This is a genomic window from Fictibacillus arsenicus (assembly GCF_001999465.1).
GTDB lineage: Bacteria > Bacillota > Bacilli > Bacillales > Fictibacillaceae > Fictibacillus > Fictibacillus arsenicus.
Window position 1 is genome coordinate 961,932 of the sequence record NZ_MQMF01000002.1, and the last position, 17,556, is coordinate 979,487.

Below are 17,556 nucleotides of genomic sequence, written 5' to 3' on the forward strand. Positions count from 1 at the left end.
TACAAAAGTTTGGACAATGAATCCACAAGATTTGACCTTTAATCCACGAAAAGTGGACCTCAATCCAAAAATTTTTAGCGTTTATCCACAAGTCGACACTCGGCGACATTTTTCGCGAACCCTCCATCCCGTACTAAACCAACGCGCAATATAATCATCATTTTCCATCAAAAAAAGGACTGCATTCATAACAAATGCAGCCCTTTCTCAACTTGATTCGTTCCTTTAAACGGTTAACCTGCTTGCACGAATTTCATGCAGAGCATTCTTAACTTTGCCAAACTCAGATGCATGCGGACGGTCGTCTCCATCCCCATATCCGTAATCTACCATTCGGTTCCGGTTCAAACATAGTTTTGTAAGCTCTGGCTTAAAGAAATCAAACAGTTTGAAACGCTCTTCTAAGTGAGAGAATCGCTCTTGATACCCTTCAATACTGTCAACTAAATAGGACCAGAAAACTGCCTCTTCAATCAATTCATTGCGTACAAGCACGTTCGACATGTAACGCAGATGACAGATAAATAGACCCGTGAAAATAAACTGCGTTAAGCCTTCTGGCGGCTCGCTGCGAAGAACCCTACGCAATTCTTCCGTTACTCCCTCTAGTTCAGGGAATGGCTGGTCGGATATGTTCACATCATCCACATAATCCTTTACTGCCAGTCTTTCAGGCTGATAATCTTTTAAAATTAAGATCGTATTCTGACCATGCGGCGAGAATACTGTTCCATATTGATATAAAAAATGCAGAAGCGGCGGCATCACAACATCAAAGAACTTCTTCACCCATTCGTCAGCACTCAATCCAGATTTTTCAATCAAGCTTTGTACGTATGGTTTGCCGTTCACATCGACATGATGAAGTGCAGCTAGCGTAATCGGCTGTTCGCCAGGCTTCAAGTATGTGTAGATGCTTTCACGCCAAATCGTTCCGAGCATTTCTAAATATTGATATGGAGCACCTTTCAACTCGCTGTAATGGTCATGATTCACATTGATGCTTGCTACTTCTCCTGGCAGCACAACTTCACATTGATCTCTTAAAAAGCTGTCGCGTTCAAAGATGCCTTTAATGTGTTCAGTCACTTGAGGCGCGATCACTGTACGCTCTGATGGCAGCCCGCGATAAACGAGCGTATTTAAAATGCTCATCGGAAGTTTAACGTGTGACTTCAGCTTATTGGTTGTATTTACAAACGTTCTGATCGACTGCTGCGGCAAATAGTGATCCGTTCCCTCTTCTAATGGCACAATCATGCCGTTCGCCAAGTCTTCGGGAAAGTTCTGAATCAAAACATTCTTCCATTGCCATTCGTGAACGGGCATGAAGTAGTAATCGAGCGGCAGTTTTCCTTTTTCACGTAAAATTTCATTAAAATGCTGAACAAGCACACCATCCAGTTCTTTCCTGATCAGTTTTTCATAATGCAGTTCACTGACAGATTGGAACTGAGCACGATCACGATGTACCGCGATCCAAAACAGCTTCGTTTCGTTTTGGTTTTCAGGTGCATATTTGTTGTAATCGTCAAATCCAAATCCGATACGCCCTTTGTTATACGTAATCCATGGATGGCCAGACATCTCTCCTTCTAAGTCTGCATAATCAAGATCTGCCAGCTCATCGGAAGACTTTGTATGATGGTTTAATAGATTGGCATCTGCGATCAGTGTATGGTTCAATTCCTTAATAAGGTGACCTGCTGTTTCTGCAGACATACCGATCATAGGCTGAATATCCGTTAAGAAACGGATCGCACTTACTGCAGGCTTCCACTCACCGTTCTCTAATACTTGTATCGATTTTGGATCTACATCATAGCTGTCAAAGTAACGCTTTTCTGCGGCAAAACGGTATTGCCGGTCCTCATTAACAGTAAATACAAAACCTTCTTTTTTTTCCTCCGGCAGGATCATGTCTTCATACATATACTCTGCAAGCATCTTAGCAAGAAGATTTTTGTTGACCGTTTCCCACGTTTCCTTTTGAAGAATGGATTCTGTTTCATTTATATAAAGCATGCTTTTCCTCCTTATGTAAGTGAAGTTTCCCTCTGTTTCTTTGTCGTGTAAATGTTCCCCATAAGAAAACAATCAGATGGAGAACGACGAACAAACTTGAATAAAAAAATATATCTGACAGCGACCGGACGTTTACGATCGATGATGCTGCAACAGGTGCGAGTAAAAGACCCACATTTTGAATCGCTGAGACCTTGCTGTAATCGCCATGTGTATTCTGGCTCCACTTGAAAATAAAAACATCTAATTTCGTCAGACACCAGGCAGCTCCTATTCCGAACATGCAGCGAAACACAACCAGTCCTGCAATTCCTGTTTCAATTCCTTGGAAAAACAAGCCCGTAATAATCATGACGGTCGCCGCTACATAGCCGTTCCATCCTAGCTTCTCACTGTATTTTCGGATTAGAGGCACAGATACAATCGCTATTAAACTAGGCAGTAAATACAATATACTACTCGTCATGGTGTCTGTGTGATACATCTGTTCAGTGTACGTTGTAAAAAATGGCCGAACCATATTTACAGCAATATGAAGGGTTAACACGACGATTCCGAATATGAATAATTGTGGCAGCATGCTTGTGGAACTTCGTTGGCCGTTTTCTTGTAAAGAAGCATCCTCCACATTGCCCCCCGCTTTTTTCAGCATAAAACAACTGAAAAGACCCAACAAACATTCCATAATCCCGATCAGCCAGAATACTAGCAGAGGATTTTCCATCTGTATGACCCATCCAGATAATAATGTCGCCGAAACGATTGCACCCTGCAGAACAGCATGATAGCTTGCAGCTGCAGCTGTCGTCTTTTTTCGGTTCTCCTGCATCAAAATCGTATATAGCAGAAAATAGCTGCTCTTAAAGATCAGCAGAAGAACACTCGCTACTACAAACATCTCAAAGGTCTGAGAGACAGCCATCAAGAAGCAAGAGAGTCCTGTGCCCCATTGTCCAATGATCAGCAGAGTAAAACTGTTTTGCCTTTTGTGCGCGATCAGTCCCCAAATCGGCGTGAAAACGACTACTACCAGCCGGCATGTCATAATGTAAAAACCTGTAAGATCAGGATCTGTTATGCCATATACTTTTTTAAAAAACTGCGGGTAGAACGGTGATAGCAATACTTCTGTACATACGAACAGAAAAACACAGCTTAATAGGAAAAGATTTAGCGAACGGCTGCGTGCTTCCATGATGGTTCCGTTCCAAAGTTTTGAAACACATTTTTTTCGTTTACAGGATAAATTTCTTCACCAAAGATTTTATTGAGAATCACTGCGTTTCTGTGTGCACCCAGGCCCAGATCAGGAGCACCGACACCATGCGTGTGAAGCTCTCCATTCTGAATGAAGATATGGTTGTTCTCCATGTCTTTCGTCTGCAAGCAATAATCTTGAGTGATCTGGTAACGATTTTTAGAATCCCACTGTATTCTTTCTTGCATCTTCATCAAGAAGTGCGGAAATGAAGGAGCATAACCCGTGCCTAATATAACAACGTCAGATTCTAACTCAAACACTTCACCCGTAATGTTTTGACGAAGTGAAAGCAGATGTGTGTCACCTTCATTGTCTAAAGAAACGAGTTCGGTCATCGCTTGCAAATGAATCTTTGGCTTATACTGACCTACCGATTTTTCATAAAGCAGATCATATATATCCGCGATCGTATCCATGCTTATGCCTTTATACAAAAGGGCTTGTTTCTGCAGCAGCTCGTCCTTCTTGGAGGAAGGCAGCTGGTAAAAGAAATTTGAATAATCAGGCGAAAAATATTCAAGCCCCAGCTTTGAGTACTCCATCGGGAAAAATCCTTTTGAACGCGTGAACCAGTTCAATGAATAAGCGTCATTGTCCTGATGCTGAGCTAAATCATAAAAAACTTCTGCAGCACTCTGTCCTGATCCGATGACTGTAATGGAATTTGCGTTCAGCAGCTCCTCTTTCCGATTTAAATATTGCGAGGAGTGGATGACTTTTGCACCTAGCTTTTTCTCCAGATGTGATGGCACGGCAGGACTTGTTCCAATACCTACTGAAAGGTGTCTTGTATAATACGTAGTTATTTCACCTGATTCCTCAGATTTTACAATCACCTCATACAACGGCTCATCACCATTTTCAACCGGCATAATTTGTTCCACAGCCTTTCCGAAACGGCACGTATCAAGCTGACTCGCTGCCCACTGGCAATAATGGTTATACTCTGTGCGGGGAATGTGGAAGTTCTCCAGAAAATAAAAATGATACAGTCTGTTATGCTCCTGCAAATAATTTAAAAACGTATACTTGCTCTTCACATTCGCCATACTCACCAAGTCAGCAAAGAATGGGACCTGCAGAGTTGTACCGTCGATCAGCATCCCTTTATGCCAGTTGAATTCTGTTTTCTTTTCAAAAAATAGAGCGTCTTTCCCCTCTGTTTCATCCAGCATCGCCGCTAGCCCAAGGTTGAATGGACCGATGCCAACACCGATGATGTCATACACTTTATTTTGTTGCGGCTGTTCTAAAGACATCTTTCCATCTCCTTTCAAACGTTTCTCTATGGCAATACATGAGCATCCCTGTCTTATCTGGCAGCTCAATTGGCTTTACTTTTTCAAAACCGCACTTTTCAAATACATGAATCATCTTTTCATTCGAAATATCGGGTTCAGCGATCACTTTTTCCGTAGCTTGTGATTGGAACTGAGAATGGACGATCGCACGTAATAAAGGCAGTGCGTACCCTTTTCCAAGGTAGGCTTCCTCTCCGATCAAAAGGTGGATTCCTTGATCCTCGGGGTGTGGATCGTAGCAGGTCTCAACCACATCCCCTTTCACCCAATATGCTTCCCAGTAGCTCATTGGAACACCATCGATCAAACCTAAATACAGAGTCTGATGCTTGTCAGTCAAAAAATTTCCTAGGTGCTTTTCATAGTCTTCAAAGGATATATTCAGCTTCCAAAACGGAACAACATATGGCTGCTGCTGCCATTTATGCAGAAGTGCCGCATCCCTCTCCAAATCTACTTTTATAAAAGCTAGTGTTTTCTCAATGGTTGAATCATAGAAACTAAACGCTGGATGCATTTGGAGTCAACACCTTCTGCAATGGGTTTGGAATGTTCGTATAAACGGACTGCGTTTCTAAAGAACCCACAAGCTCGTCCATATCATAAAAACGTGTAAGCAAGTTCGCTTTACAAGGCAGCTGCTCCGAATCTAGCAAACTTCTTAATAATGCTGATTTGCCGCCCGTCAGTTTATCATGATGCATCAGCCTGTTTCTCAGCATTTTCATAAGCTCTGATTCTTCAATAAGACCAGCTGAACCGAATCCATTGATCAGTCCGAACAGGTGGTTCATGAAGAAGTAGTAACGGAAGCGTTCGATTGCGACCTCATCACTGCAGATCGTTACACTCTTCCGGTTAAGTCCTGGCAGCTGTTCCACCAGCATGTCTGCTTTCGATTCGCTGTAATAGTATCCTTGATTATCACGGTAATAGAAATGCTTCGGGTAGCCATTCTCCATCTGGACGATCGAGTTCTGCTGATGCGCCTCAAGCGCTACACCATATGTTTCATACAGCCACAGCATCGGATCAAGAGCGATTGATAAGTATTCGCCAAACCAGTCCTTGCTCACTTCTTCTGTAGATCGGTTCTCTTTTTGCGCGAGGTCCTGAATAATTGCTCCGATTCGTGATTTTCCTTCAAATCCGTGATCCTGACACAGCCCTGCCAGCAAACTCGCATTTTTGTCATTTTCATAAAACGGATTTTCTCTGATTACCACTTCAAACCCTGACGTGTCTTTTTCTGTTGGAATATTTAGGAATGCCGAATCCTGAATGATTTGAAACGATGGATAGATTTCCTTCAGCTCTTGTCCCATCCTCGCTTGCATAAGCCTGGAAACCTCCACTCCCCTATGAAGTTCCTTTTCCAAATTGACACGAAGAGAGTTTGTTATCTTCACAGGTACAGAGAACTTAAACATATATTTAAAATCATGGCTGTACACTGATCGCATAGAAGAAGTAGCTGTAAATGGCTCTCCATACGGACCTATGTAGCTTAACCTTCCTTCAGTGGTCAACGCTTGAACAGACGAATCTTGTAAAAGTACAGGAACCTGCAGCGGGTGCACAGGGATAAAGATAGATTGCTCATCACACTCTATCGTTTGAACAAAGTTTTTATCTTTCTGAAGAAGCTGCATCGTTATCTCTTCAGCAGTAATGTTGTCTGCTGAATCCTGATCGACAACCGACCTGTCTGCTTTGAAGAAATGCAGCTGAAATGTTCCCTTAAGTTCTGGGGAATACTTAGATTCCTGCTCTTCGCTCATTCCTTGTTTACTTTTCGGTGTTGGATGGAGAAGGTGGCCAAAAAGAAGAGACTGCTCTGCTTCAATAAATGTAAATTCACTGTTCTCTAGGTCAGCTGCGTCATTTTCTCGCTCTTCTAAATACCGCTGTACATTCTTTTTACTTAGAATCGTGCGGAGCATTAATTCGTCTTCCGCATCTTCACGATCTTGATCCAGCAGCAATTCCTTCGATAGAACCGATACAAGCGAAACGTAATCAAGCGGTATCACTTTCTCACCTGTTTTATACAGAATAGGAAAGTGAAATAAATGTCTGCCTGTTAATGACCAATGCTTTACCGCTGCAAAAATGGCAGAATTCTGGTTAGCGAGAGAAACTTTCACCCATCTCTTTGGTGTATATCCGTTCCATCCTAAGTGATTCATCTCACCTTCAACTTCTATGAAATTTTGTGTTTCTCTAAGATAGCAGTTTAAGAAACTCTGCATGCTCGCATTTTCTGCTTGTTGTTTATGGTTTGTCATTGGGTGATCCCCCTGTTTTCGTACTCTACTGCAAATTGAGAAATGCTATGAAGAATATCTTCAATATCCACGATGGTCGTTCGCGGATTAAGCAATGTAAATTTCAAAAATACTTGGCTTTTCACTTTTGTTTTGGCAACCAAAGCCGTACCTGTATGAAGGATTCTTTTATAGATATACATGTTCAGTTCATCCAGGTTTTCAGCAAAGCCATCTCCATATCGGAAAACGACGGCATTTATTTCTGGGTTTCTGTTACAGACTTCGAACTGCTCGTTTTGATCCAGAACACCTGCAGCCTGACTTGCAAGGTGAAGCGTATAATCGATCATGCTTGCAAAATTCTTTTCACCGACGATTCGAAGTGACATAAAAAGCTTTAATGCGTCAAACCGTCTTGTTGTCTGAACCGATTTACTTACAAGATGAACGAGACCTTCGTCTTCATCATTTTCGGGATTCAAGTAGTCTGCATGGTGTGCCAGGTATCGGAAGCTTTCTTTATTTTTCACAAAGAAAGCACCGCAACTGATTGGCTGATAAAATTGTTTATGAAAATCGATGGTGATCGAGTCTGCTTGTTCGATGCTTGCGAGTTTGTGTGAATGTTTTTCACTAAGCATTAATGCTCCGCCATACGCAGCATCAACGTGCAGCCATAGACCGTTCCTCTCAGCGGTCACCGCTATATTCTGAATCGGATCGATGCTCCCAAAATCAGTGGTTCCTGCTGTCGCAACGACACACACCGGATATAAGCCTTCTGATTTTAACCGTTGAATTTCTGCCTCTAAAACATGAACGTTCATTTTTTTGTTGTGATCTGTTTCGATGGTTACTACAGCCTGTTCTCCTAGACCTAACTGAAAAGCTGACTTTTTTACCGTGAAATGAGCATCTTTAGAACAAAGAATGCGCATCTTATTCGCTTCAGGCGGCAGACCTTTCACCTTTACGTTCCAGTTCCACTTTTCGGCGCAAAAATGATCACGAGCTAACAGCAATCCCATATAGTTGGATTGTGTGCCGCCGCTCGTAAACGTGCCATCTGCATTCTTTGGAAGACCTAACTTTTCACTTACCCAGTGAATCAGCTTTCCTTCCAGATAAGTAGCAGCTGAACTTTGATCCCATGAATCCATTGACTGATTAAGTGCACCGATAATCAGTTCCGCCGCAATGGCTGGGACAAGCGGAGGACAATGAAGATGGCCTATGCTTGTCGGGTGTGAAACGTGAATACTGTTCTTAACGATTTTTTCTTTTACATCTTCAAGAACGATGAAGGGATCTTCTCCGTCTTTTGAAGTGAAAGACAAAGCATTCAACTCTTTTTCAATGTCATGCGGCTGTTTGCCGTTATATGCATCTGTATTGTTGTTATAAAAATGACTTAAAAGGTGCTGTGCTTCAAATACGATGTCCTGAAAACTTTGCAATCCTGGTTCACTGTTATTTAGAAAAAAACGGTCAAAATCAGTAGTGTTCATTCTGCACCCCTATTTGAGCGCGGCTCTTACCGCATCTTTAAATATTACGATCACATCATCAAGCTGTTCTTCCGTAATGATAAGAGGCGGCAGGAATCTAATGACACTTCCATGTCTGCCTCCGACTTCCAAAATCAAGCCTCTATTAAAGCATTCTCGTTGTATGCGGCTCGCTAGTTCAGGATTTGCTGCGAATGTTCCTTTTTGGCCTGATGGAATTTTGGGATTTACGATCTCTGCTCCAACCATTAAGCCTCGTCCGCGAACATCACCGATCTCCGGAATCTCATTCTGAAGAATGGAGAGTTCAAGCATAAGCTTTTCTCCGAGTTCTTTTGCATGCTGTGATAAATTGTTTTTTTTGATGTATTTTAGTGTCGCCGTTCCTGCGGCCATAGCCATCTGGTTGCCTCGGAACGTTCCGATATGTGCACCAGGTCCCCATTTATCAAGCTCCCGGTCATAAATCACAACGGATAACGGCAAGCTTCCTCCGATCGCTTTAGATAAAACAACAACATCGGGAACGATATCTGCATACTGGAATGCAAACAGTTCACCTGTTCGGCCGATTCCTGTTTGAACCTCGTCAATGATCAGCGGAATGTTGCGTTCTTTTGTGATTCTGCGAATTTCACGCAGCCACTCAACTGGTGCAGGAATAGATCCGCCTTCCCCTTGAACAACTTCCAAGATCATAGCTGCTGGAGGAAGGATTCCGCTTTCCGGATCATATAAAAGGTTTTCAATATATGTGGCGCTGATTTTCCCTGTATCTTCTCCACCCATTCCAAACGGACAGCGATACTCATACGGATATGGCATAAAGTGAACATCAGGCATTAAACCTTGAACATGCTGCTTCGGTCCTAAGTTACCAGAAAGAGCCATCGTTCCGTGTGTTGCTCCGTGATACCCGCCTTGGAAAGATAGAATGCTTCTTCTTCCTGTCGCTGTTTTTACAAGTTTAATTGCAGCTTCAATCGCATCTCCGCCAGTTGGTCCGCAAAATTGAATCTTTGCACGCTTAGCGAGTTCTTCTGGTAAACTATCAAACACTTCACTCACGAATTCTTCTTTTACTGGTGTCGTTAAATCCAGTGTATGTAATGGGCGCTTGTCATGAAGCACTTTTTCAATCGCATCGATTACGACCGGATGATTATGACCAAGTGCCAGCGTTCCTGCACCTGCCAGACAATCTATGAATTTTTTTCCGTCTGCATCTTTTACATAGATTCCTTCAGCTTCTTCTATAGCAATCGGGATCCTTCTTGGATAGGACCTCGCGTTCGACTCCCGTTTTTCCTGCTGTTTAAGGTAAAGTTCGTTCATTTCTATTTTTAAGGTGCTCATGTTTGCTCCTCCTTAAGATTTAAATAAATTCACGTTACTGAAAATGATTCTCATTATTAATTACAAGTACCACTTTAAATGATAATGATTATCATCGTCAATGATAAATATTTCTCACTTTCTTTCCATATACTTTTAAGGCTGGTAGTGGTAATCAGGTCTAAAGTCCCTGTATTTTTATATAAAATAGTGAGAATATACATGAATCCTATGAGCAGTACTTTTAACAGTTTTAGCAGACAAGTTCTCATCAGAAGTATTGATTTCACTGCTAATTTGCACCCCATTGTGTTTTATCCACGGTAATCTGAAATTTATCCACGGTAATCCGAATTTTATCCACGGTAACTTTGCATATATTCACCGTAAAGATAAGTTTATAGAAATTTCGACATTCGGGAGCTCTTTAAATACACCCCCAGCGACCTTTACCTACAATAAAAAAAGCCGCCACAAACGGCGACTTTTCACATGTTTTTCATTTAAAAAAATCAAACAAGCACTCCCTCTTCCTTCAATCGAGCTTCTTTTTCTTTCACAAGCGGTATCACTTTCTCTCCAAAGTCTTTCAAATCATTTTCATAATGTAAAAACGCTGTCAGAACAAGGTCAACGCCCAGCTGCTTCAACTCAATTATGCGGTCTGCCACTTGTTCAGGTGTTCCGATCAGACCTGTTTTGAATCCATCATTATACTGGACGAGGTCCTCGAATGTAGAATTTGCCCACATTCCCTCTTTTTCCTTAGACGATTGCCCTGCTTCTTTTACGGCTTCACCAAATCCTTCAACCGCTTCAACGTCAGCATTTGAAACAATATCACGCAGAACTTGAACAGCCTCTTCTTCTGTATCTCTTACAATCACAAATCCGTTTGCCGCATATTTCAAAGTACGGCCTTCTTTCTCTGCCAAAGCCTTCACTTCTGCAATCTGATTCTTGAATCCTTCTGTCGTGTTTCCGTTCATGAAATACCAATCCGAAACTCTTGCTGCCATCTCTTTTGCAGCCTTTGAGTTACCGCCTTGGAAAATTGGCGGTGTCGGCTTTTGAACAGGTTTCGGTTTCAGCGGAGCGCCATTTATTCTGTAAAAATCACCTTTGAACGTTGTCTCTTCTTCTGTCCAAAGACTTCTTATAACTTTAATAAATTCTTCAGAACGGCGATACCTCTCGTCATGCTCCAACCAAGGTTCTCCATATCCGGTAAACTCCCCTTTAAACCACCCACTCACGACGTTGATCGCCGCCCGGCCGCCAGAGATATTATCGAGTGTTGCCATCATCTTCGCATATACACCTGGATGCCAAAGCCCCGGATGAACAGCTGAGATAAGATTTATCTTTTTAGTTACACTCGCCAAAGCTGCTGCAAGTGTTGCCGCCTCCAGCTGATATTCAGCACCATAGCTTGCAAAGAAACGCGTCTGAAGAAGTGCAAAATCGAATCCAGAATCCTCTGCGATTTGAGCATAGCGTTTGTTCGCTTCAAATGTCCAGTCTGTTTCCTGTGGAAGCTTAGATACAACTAACCCTCCGCTAACGTTCGGTACCCAATACGCAAATTTTAACTCACTCATTTTCTTTTCCTCCTCAAGGTTTATATTCCTTGAATTGGACGCCATTTCGCTTCACATGGTAAAATGTTTAAGCGATTCTGAAGCCCTCCTCAAGGGGTGATCATCGCAGCCCGGGGTGAAAGTACTGCCATACTTTCACTCCTTTTTAAAGCTTTACACCTCCTTAAAATAATAAAACCCCTTCACTCAAAGAAAAGAGCGAAGGGGTGGAATAACGAAAAAGTACCCGCTTGCTTCTCATCTTCGGAGCTTAAATCTTAAGCTTCCTCTGAAATTGGCACCGTGCACAACTTGTACTGGTTGCCGAGGCTTCATAGGGTCAGTCCCTCCACCTCTCTGGATAAGAAGAAATTCGATTAAGTTTTAATTTAAAATTGATTGTAGCATACCCGCAAGAATAGTCAAACTATTTTTATAATTTATTTCTGGTTAAAATGTCATTTTTTACGACCATACTAAATACATCAGAAATTAACGGGGTGGCTAGTATGCTGGATTTTTATCAAGAGCAAGAGAATTTATTGGCGATCGAATGGATTTTAAGGGCAATCGTTGCCTTTTTCTTTATGCTGTTTGCTGTAAAATTGATGGGACAGCGATCTTTCTCGCAGCTGCGTTTATTAGATTTTATTATGGCTCTTATCTTTGGAAACATCATTGCCCATCCCCTGTCTGACCAGCATCTTGGTCTTAAAGGTTCCCTTATCACAATGTCCGTTCTTGTTATTCTTTATGTGACTACAACCATGACCGGCCTGCATTGGCACCCTCTGAGAAAGTTAATAGACCCAGCACCTATTCCGTTAGTAAAGAATGGTCAAATTTTATATAAAAACTTAAAAAAAGCCAGGATTTCAATAGACGTTTTATTTTCTGAACTGCGAAAACATAGGGTAATAGATATTCAAGAAGTCGCACTTGCATTGTTTGAATCCAATGGTACCATTACTTCATTTTTACAGCCGCAATACCAAACTGTTATTCAAAAAGATTTAAACTTGCCTCCAAAGCCTTTTGATTATCCTCAGGTGGTTATTAAAGAAGGAAAAATCAATCAACAAGAGCTTTCGGAAACAGGAAAAAATGAGGCATGGCTTTTAGAACAACTTCAAAAACAGAACACAAAATTACCTGATATTCTGCTCGCAACACTCGATCACCATGAACATCTTCATGTGATGTATTACAAATGATAAATTTTTAACCTATGAACTGTGAAAGCTCTTTGTTCACTTTCTCCCACTCTTCCCAAAAAAGTCCATGCCCGCTGTTATTTAACGGGACAAGCTTCGAATTTCGTATTCCTTTATTCATCGCTAGTGCTAAAGGATATGGACAAACCTGATCATGAACACCATGCAGAATCAGGGTTGGGACTTGAATTTTACCAAGATCGGCAAATAGACTCTCATCACGCAGCGATCCTAAGACTGCTGCAGTCGAATATCCTGCAGCTTCTAAACCTAACTGAAAGAACCAATCCGAAAATGGATCCGTTACATATTTAAAGAAAAAAATATCTCCGAATCCCTGAAGCATCTTCGGCCGATCTTTATACGTATCAGAGATCAAGGTGTTCACCTCTTCAACAGTCTGACCAAACGGAAAATCCGGACGCTTTGTAAAACTTGGTGCAGCAGCTCCAAGCAAAGCAAGTTTTGAAACACCAAAACCTCCATGTTTAGCCATATACCTAATGGAAATCGCCCCTCCGACTGAGTGCCCAACAAGCGTGAAATCGGTTATTTTTAATGTTTGTACAACGGCAAAGATATCATCTGCTAATCGATCATATGAATAGCCCGAATAAGATTTATCTGACCTGCCGAATCCTCTAAGATCAATTCCGATGCATCTAAAACCCATCGATGGCAGCTGATTAAACTGATACTCAAACAGCTTATGATTTGCCGGCCATCCATGAATAAAAAGAATCGTTTTTTCACCCCCAGGATTAACATCTTCCACATAAATTTTGACGTTTTCCTCCACACGAATATAGTAGCCCACAAACATTCCCCCACACTTCCAATTTCATTAATAAAATACTCAACTTTACCCGATAGGTGAATATCACAAATCATCGAAAAATGATTAGAGGGTAATTGCTGATTTATCCAGGGTAATTAGGAATTATTCTGTGGTAATCTTTATTAATTCCACACTTACAGATATTTATCGAATTTTCGACAAACAACAGCTAAAACTCCTGGCTTTTTAATATATTTAAAAACGGCCAGCAAGAGCCGGCCGCTTCGAAAATTTATATGTTAATTCTTATCAAGCACTTCAATCATACGAAGCGCAACACTTCTGCTGGACTGCGGGTTTTGTCCGGTAACAAGATTTCCGTCTGTCACGGCAAAATCTTCCCATTTGCCAGCACGCTGAAATTCTGCACCAAGTTCTCGAAGTTTTGTTTCAAGCAAGAATGGTACTTCTTTTGTCAGCTGCATTTCTTCTTCCTCTTCATCGGTAAAGGCTGTAACGGTCTTTCCTTTTACGATTGAAGACCCATCCTTCAGAGTCGCTGTTGTAAGCCCTGCTGGTCCGTGACAAACACTTCCGATTACCTTATTTGTCTGCGCCATCTGGCTTACCACTTCTTTTAGAGCTTCACTTTTCGGGAAGTCAAAGACTGTTCCATGGCCGCCTGGCAAGAAGATAGCGTCATAGCTTACAGCATCATCCGGACTCAGTTCAGCTGTATCCTCTAAGAGTGATAATGCCTCTTTATATTGATCTTGCTCGACACCTTCTAAACTGTTCGGATCTAAAGGAATACTGCCGCCTTTAATACTTTTTACTGTAATGTCGTAACCTTTATCACGAAATTCGTTATAAGGTACTGCAAACTCCTCAAGCCACAGGCCTGTTTTATTACTTCCGATATTTTGGTGATTTGTTACGACAATCAATACACGTTTTGACATATTAGCACTTCCTTTCTGTCATCTACGTATATCATTTTTCCCGTATTTCTTTTTTTAAAACTATGGTTCCACCTTCTTTTATAAGAATAAAGAAATATAGCTGGCACAAAACTTTCTAATCATGTAAAAAAGCAGCCCCTCCTCAACGGTAAGACTGCATCTTCAATTACTCAAACTGCTTATAAAATTCAGGATCGTCGGGATCTGCACCGTTTCGTTTATCCTGATTAAGTGCAGAGATTCGAGTCATATCTTCATTCGTCAGCTCAAAATCATAGATATCAATGTTTTCTTCAATACGGTGCTGTGTTACCGATTTTGGAATCGTTACAACTCCATTTTGAAGATCCCACCTTAAAATAATCTGTGCAACGGTTTTATTGTGCTTTTCGGCAAGCTCCACCAAAGTTGGTTCTTTAAAAATTTCACCTTTTAATAGTGGACGCCAAGCCTCAAGCTGTATTCCTTGCTGTTTGCAGTATGTTAAAAGATCTTCCTGTGTCAGACGTGGATGATACTCCACCTGGTTCACCATTGGCTTGATTTCTGCATCAGCGATTAGATCTTCAAGATGATGCTGCTTAAAGTTACTGACCCCAATAGCCTTTGCTCGGCCATCGTTATATATCTTCTCAAGAGCTTTCCATGTTTCTTTATACTTGCCAGGAACAGGCCAGTGTATGAGGTAAAGGTCCACATATTCCAGCCCTAGCCTTTCTAAACTCGCATCAAAAGCCGCTAGTGTTTCGTCATAGCCTTGATCTGTGTTCCAGACCTTTGTTGTGATGAAAAGATCTTCTCTTGGTACATCTGACTCGGCGATAGCCTGCCCGACGCCTGGTTCATTGTTATAAAGACTGGCTGTGTCGATGCTTCTGTACCCTGCATCAAGAGCCCATTTAATGGACTGGATGACTTCATCACCATCTTCTGCTTTATAAACTCCCAGGCCAACCCAAGGCATCTGAACACCGTTATGTAATACCGCACGATCATGAACACTCGTAACCATAAACGAATCCCTCCTTAGTCATCATTGTGGCACATTTTATCTAACATATAAAAAGATTAGACTCCTAGAAGTTTACCCGCTGTTTCAGCTAATTTCTTATGAGCACCATCCTGGATCGTTGACTCACTCCACGTAAATCCGTCATTTTCATACCTTGGGATAACATGCATGTGAAAATGTGTCAGATCACTAAATTTTCCCCCATTTTGATTGATTGTAATCCCATCCGGTTTTAAACAAGTGTTTAACTTTTTAGAGATGAGTTTTGCAGCATCCATAACACCAAGTATTTCTTCGTTCGTTAATTCAGTCAGTTCCTTCACGTGTCTTTTCGGCAATATTAATGTATGTCCTTCATTAAAAGGATCGATGTCCAGGAAACAACGGACAAGTTCATCTTCATATACGGTATGTACAGGCAGTTTTGCATTTGCTAAACCGCATCCTAGACAGCTCATTTAGATTAATCCCTTCAATCGAGCGAGCAGCAATCCATGAGCCATCTCGCTGTCCTTCCAGATTCCTTGTTCAATATTACGGAACGCACGCTCTACTGGAATATGAAAAGCTTGAATAGAAGCTTCCTTTTTCTCAAGCTTCTGAGATCTGTATTCCAGAATGTCTTTCGTAAAATATACATGTGTAACGCAATTACTGTAGCAAGCACTCGGCTGAATGCTGCCTAAATACATAGCTTCTCCGCAAACAATACCCGTTTCCTCAAGCAGCTCACGTTTCGCTGCCTTCTCAGGTTTTTCATTAAGGTTCATTCCACCGCCAGGAAGCTGGATAATGATTTCATCTACCGCAGGCCGAAACTGACTGATCAATATTAAATTATTATTTTCAAGAGCAACCATAACAGCTGCTTCGTGTGGCATTTCTTTTAAAGTAATCTTGCCAAACTCATCTTCAAAAACTTCTATCTCTTTATCTCTGCTTTGATATACTAGTTCTTTCTTCAATCGGTCCCCCACCTTTTTACAACAGTGTCCTCTTAACATTATCCAAACTTGGAAACTTTTACAACTATGATCATATTGGAAACTTAGACCATTTAACTATTTTTCTTCTAGTGGAAAAAAACAGGCGGCCATATACTGTTAATGAATATGTGGGAACTTTTATGAAAACATTTTCGTATGATCAACTAGACATAAATAAAGGAGTTTTTCACAATGAAAAAGAAAACTGGAATTATATTTATTATTCTCTCATTTGTCCTTTGGATTTTTATTCCCATCATTCCCTTTTTATCACTAAGTGCTGCTGCCAAGACAGGCATCGTCAGTGGATTGTTTATTGGCGGAGAAGTGTTCTTCTGGCTCGGTGCACTTCTAGCAGGGAAGGATATCGTAAAAAAATTCATTCAAAAATATAGGCGAAAGAAAGAAAAAGAGGATGATCCCTCTTAATACTCTTTAGGAGGCAAAGATATGAGAAGGGTGACTGGAATCGCTGCTTTGCTGTTTTTGTTCGGTTGTTCATCACCTTCACCTGAACTTGAAAGTTTAATGAAAGAACACCCTGACATTCAAAAAGAATTGCACACTCTTCCAGACGAAGAATTATCACAAGTGAAAATTCCAAGCAATTTGCCCTTCATACCTGATTCCATCTCCTCAACAGTTGAAAAGAATGCGGGATTTCAGCCAAGGTTTGCAGAAGTCGTATACCATAAAAACAGCAATGCGCGTTTATCTGTTGCTACCTATTTTAATAGAGTTGAAAATATTAATCCTGACTTACCGTTGTCATTCAAACTAAAAGATGGCTCCATAGCAGATATGAGAATGAACCATGTGGATACACGAGAATTAGTCTGGTCTGATCAAAATATGAAGCTGACCTACAAGATTACATTGGATGTTATTCCACAAACGAACAATCCATGGACAACTGAAGATATGCTAAACATTGCTGATTCTATGAAATAAGGAGCTAACGATGGAGGAAATCCTTTTAGGTTTTATTTATACCTTTTTGATCGTGCTTACTTTTGAAACCATTTTTAGCAGAATACTCAATCGCGGATCTAAGCCCTCGGGGAAGAAAATATTTGTGCTTGCCCTACAGAGCTTAGTCATTAGCTTGTTTTTCTTGGCTGTTTTCTGAAGATTTGCTTTTGGATGTTTTTGTTATTTACATCGCTGAATAGTTGATTGGAGCGCAAGGTGCGAGACTCCTGCGGGATCAGCGGGACAGGTGAGACTCCTGATAGCGCAGAGCGCTAGGGAGGCTCACCGCACGCCCCGCGGAAAGCGAGCATCCTGGAGCGGAGATCAACGCCTTCTAATAGCAACAAAGATA

The 17,556-nt window shown here is 41.3% G+C and carries 16 protein-coding genes and 1 riboswitch; of the genes, 3 read left to right on the forward strand and 13 right to left on the reverse strand.

Going from position 1 to position 17,556, the window contains the following annotated elements; genetic code table 11:
• Positions 1-225: 225 nt before the first annotated feature.
• From UN64_RS12155 to sfnG, 8 genes are all read right to left on the reverse strand, one after another.
• Complete coding sequence (locus tag UN64_RS12155; RefSeq protein ID WP_077363028.1) at positions 226-2,025, reverse strand: IucA/IucC family protein; 1,800 nt, start codon at positions 2,023-2,025, stop codon at positions 226-228.
• Positions 2,009-3,220, reverse strand: coding sequence for an MFS transporter (locus UN64_RS12160; RefSeq protein ID WP_077363030.1), 1,212 nt, complete (start codon positions 3,218-3,220; stop codon positions 2,009-2,011). The genes UN64_RS12155 and UN64_RS12160 overlap by 17 nt, the downstream gene beginning before the upstream one ends.
• Complete coding sequence (locus UN64_RS12165; protein ID WP_077363032.1) at positions 3,196-4,545, reverse strand: lysine N(6)-hydroxylase/L-ornithine N(5)-oxygenase family protein; 1,350 nt, start codon at positions 4,543-4,545, stop codon at positions 3,196-3,198. The genes UN64_RS12160 and UN64_RS12165 overlap by 25 nt, the downstream gene beginning before the upstream one ends.
• Positions 4,517-5,104 carry a GNAT family N-acetyltransferase gene (locus UN64_RS12170; protein WP_077363034.1) on the reverse strand — a complete coding sequence of 196 codons (588 nt, stop codon included), beginning with the start codon at positions 5,102-5,104 and terminating at the stop codon, positions 4,517-4,519. Before UN64_RS12170 ends, UN64_RS12165 begins: the two co-directional genes overlap by 29 nt.
• Entirely contained in the window at positions 5,088-6,875 is a 1,788-nt protein-coding gene (locus UN64_RS12175) for an IucA/IucC family protein (protein ID WP_077363036.1), read from the reverse strand. Before UN64_RS12175 ends, UN64_RS12170 begins: the two co-directional genes overlap by 17 nt.
• Entirely contained in the window at positions 6,872-8,365 is a 1,494-nt protein-coding gene (locus tag UN64_RS12180; RefSeq protein ID WP_077363038.1) for a pyridoxal phosphate-dependent decarboxylase family protein, read from the reverse strand. The genes UN64_RS12175 and UN64_RS12180 overlap by 4 nt, the downstream gene beginning before the upstream one ends.
• A gap of 9 nt (positions 8,366-8,374) precedes the next feature.
• Positions 8,375-9,721, reverse strand: a complete 1,347-nt coding sequence (locus tag UN64_RS12185) for an aspartate aminotransferase family protein (protein ID WP_077363040.1) — start codon at positions 9,719-9,721, stop codon at positions 8,375-8,377.
• 491 nt (positions 9,722-10,212) lie between these two features.
• A complete protein-coding gene (gene sfnG / locus UN64_RS12190; RefSeq protein ID WP_077363042.1) occupies positions 10,213-11,301 on the reverse strand; it encodes a dimethylsulfone monooxygenase SfnG in 1,089 nt (362 codons plus the stop codon).
• A gap of 234 nt (positions 11,302-11,535) precedes the next feature.
• Positions 11,536-11,648: riboswitch (SAM riboswitch) on the reverse strand.
• 144 nt (positions 11,649-11,792) lie between these two features.
• Between sfnG and UN64_RS12195 the strand changes: the two genes are divergently transcribed.
• Positions 11,793-12,494: a DUF421 domain-containing protein gene (locus UN64_RS12195; RefSeq protein WP_077363764.1), complete on the forward strand. Its 702-nt coding sequence runs from the start codon at positions 11,793-11,795 to the stop codon at positions 12,492-12,494.
• A 7-nt stretch (positions 12,495-12,501) separates the two neighbouring features.
• Here the strand turns inward: UN64_RS12195 and UN64_RS12200 are convergent, their stop codons facing one another.
• The 5 genes from UN64_RS12200 to UN64_RS12220 all read right to left on the reverse strand — a co-directional run bounded on the left by UN64_RS12200 (position 12,502) and on the right by UN64_RS12220 (position 16,211).
• The gene (locus tag UN64_RS12200; protein WP_077363044.1) at positions 12,502-13,311 is read right to left on the reverse strand and encodes an alpha/beta fold hydrolase; all 810 of its coding nucleotides are present in this window, start codon (positions 13,309-13,311) and stop codon (positions 12,502-12,504) included.
• 260 nt (positions 13,312-13,571) lie between these two features.
• Positions 13,572-14,234 carry a type 1 glutamine amidotransferase domain-containing protein gene (locus UN64_RS12205; protein WP_077363046.1) on the reverse strand — a complete coding sequence of 221 codons (663 nt, stop codon included), beginning with the start codon at positions 14,232-14,234 and terminating at the stop codon, positions 13,572-13,574.
• Positions 14,235-14,400: 166 nt separating this feature from the next.
• Positions 14,401-15,246, reverse strand: coding sequence for an aldo/keto reductase (locus tag UN64_RS12210; RefSeq protein WP_077363048.1), 846 nt, complete (start codon positions 15,244-15,246; stop codon positions 14,401-14,403).
• 56 nt (positions 15,247-15,302) lie between these two features.
• Positions 15,303-15,704, reverse strand: coding sequence for an HIT family protein (locus tag UN64_RS12215; protein ID WP_077363050.1), 402 nt, complete (start codon positions 15,702-15,704; stop codon positions 15,303-15,305).
• Entirely contained in the window at positions 15,705-16,211 is a 507-nt protein-coding gene (locus UN64_RS12220) for an NUDIX hydrolase (protein WP_171978887.1), read from the reverse strand.
• A gap of 213 nt (positions 16,212-16,424) precedes the next feature.
• Here UN64_RS12220 and UN64_RS12225 point away from each other — a divergent pair, with 213 nt between their 5' ends.
• A complete protein-coding gene (locus UN64_RS12225; protein WP_077363054.1) occupies positions 16,425-16,661 on the forward strand; it encodes a transporter suffix domain-containing protein in 237 nt (78 codons plus the stop codon).
• Positions 16,662-16,682: 21 nt separating this feature from the next.
• Entirely contained in the window at positions 16,683-17,183 is a 501-nt protein-coding gene (locus UN64_RS12230) for a hypothetical protein (protein WP_077363056.1), read from the forward strand.
• The last annotated feature ends 373 nt before the right edge of the window (positions 17,184-17,556 follow it).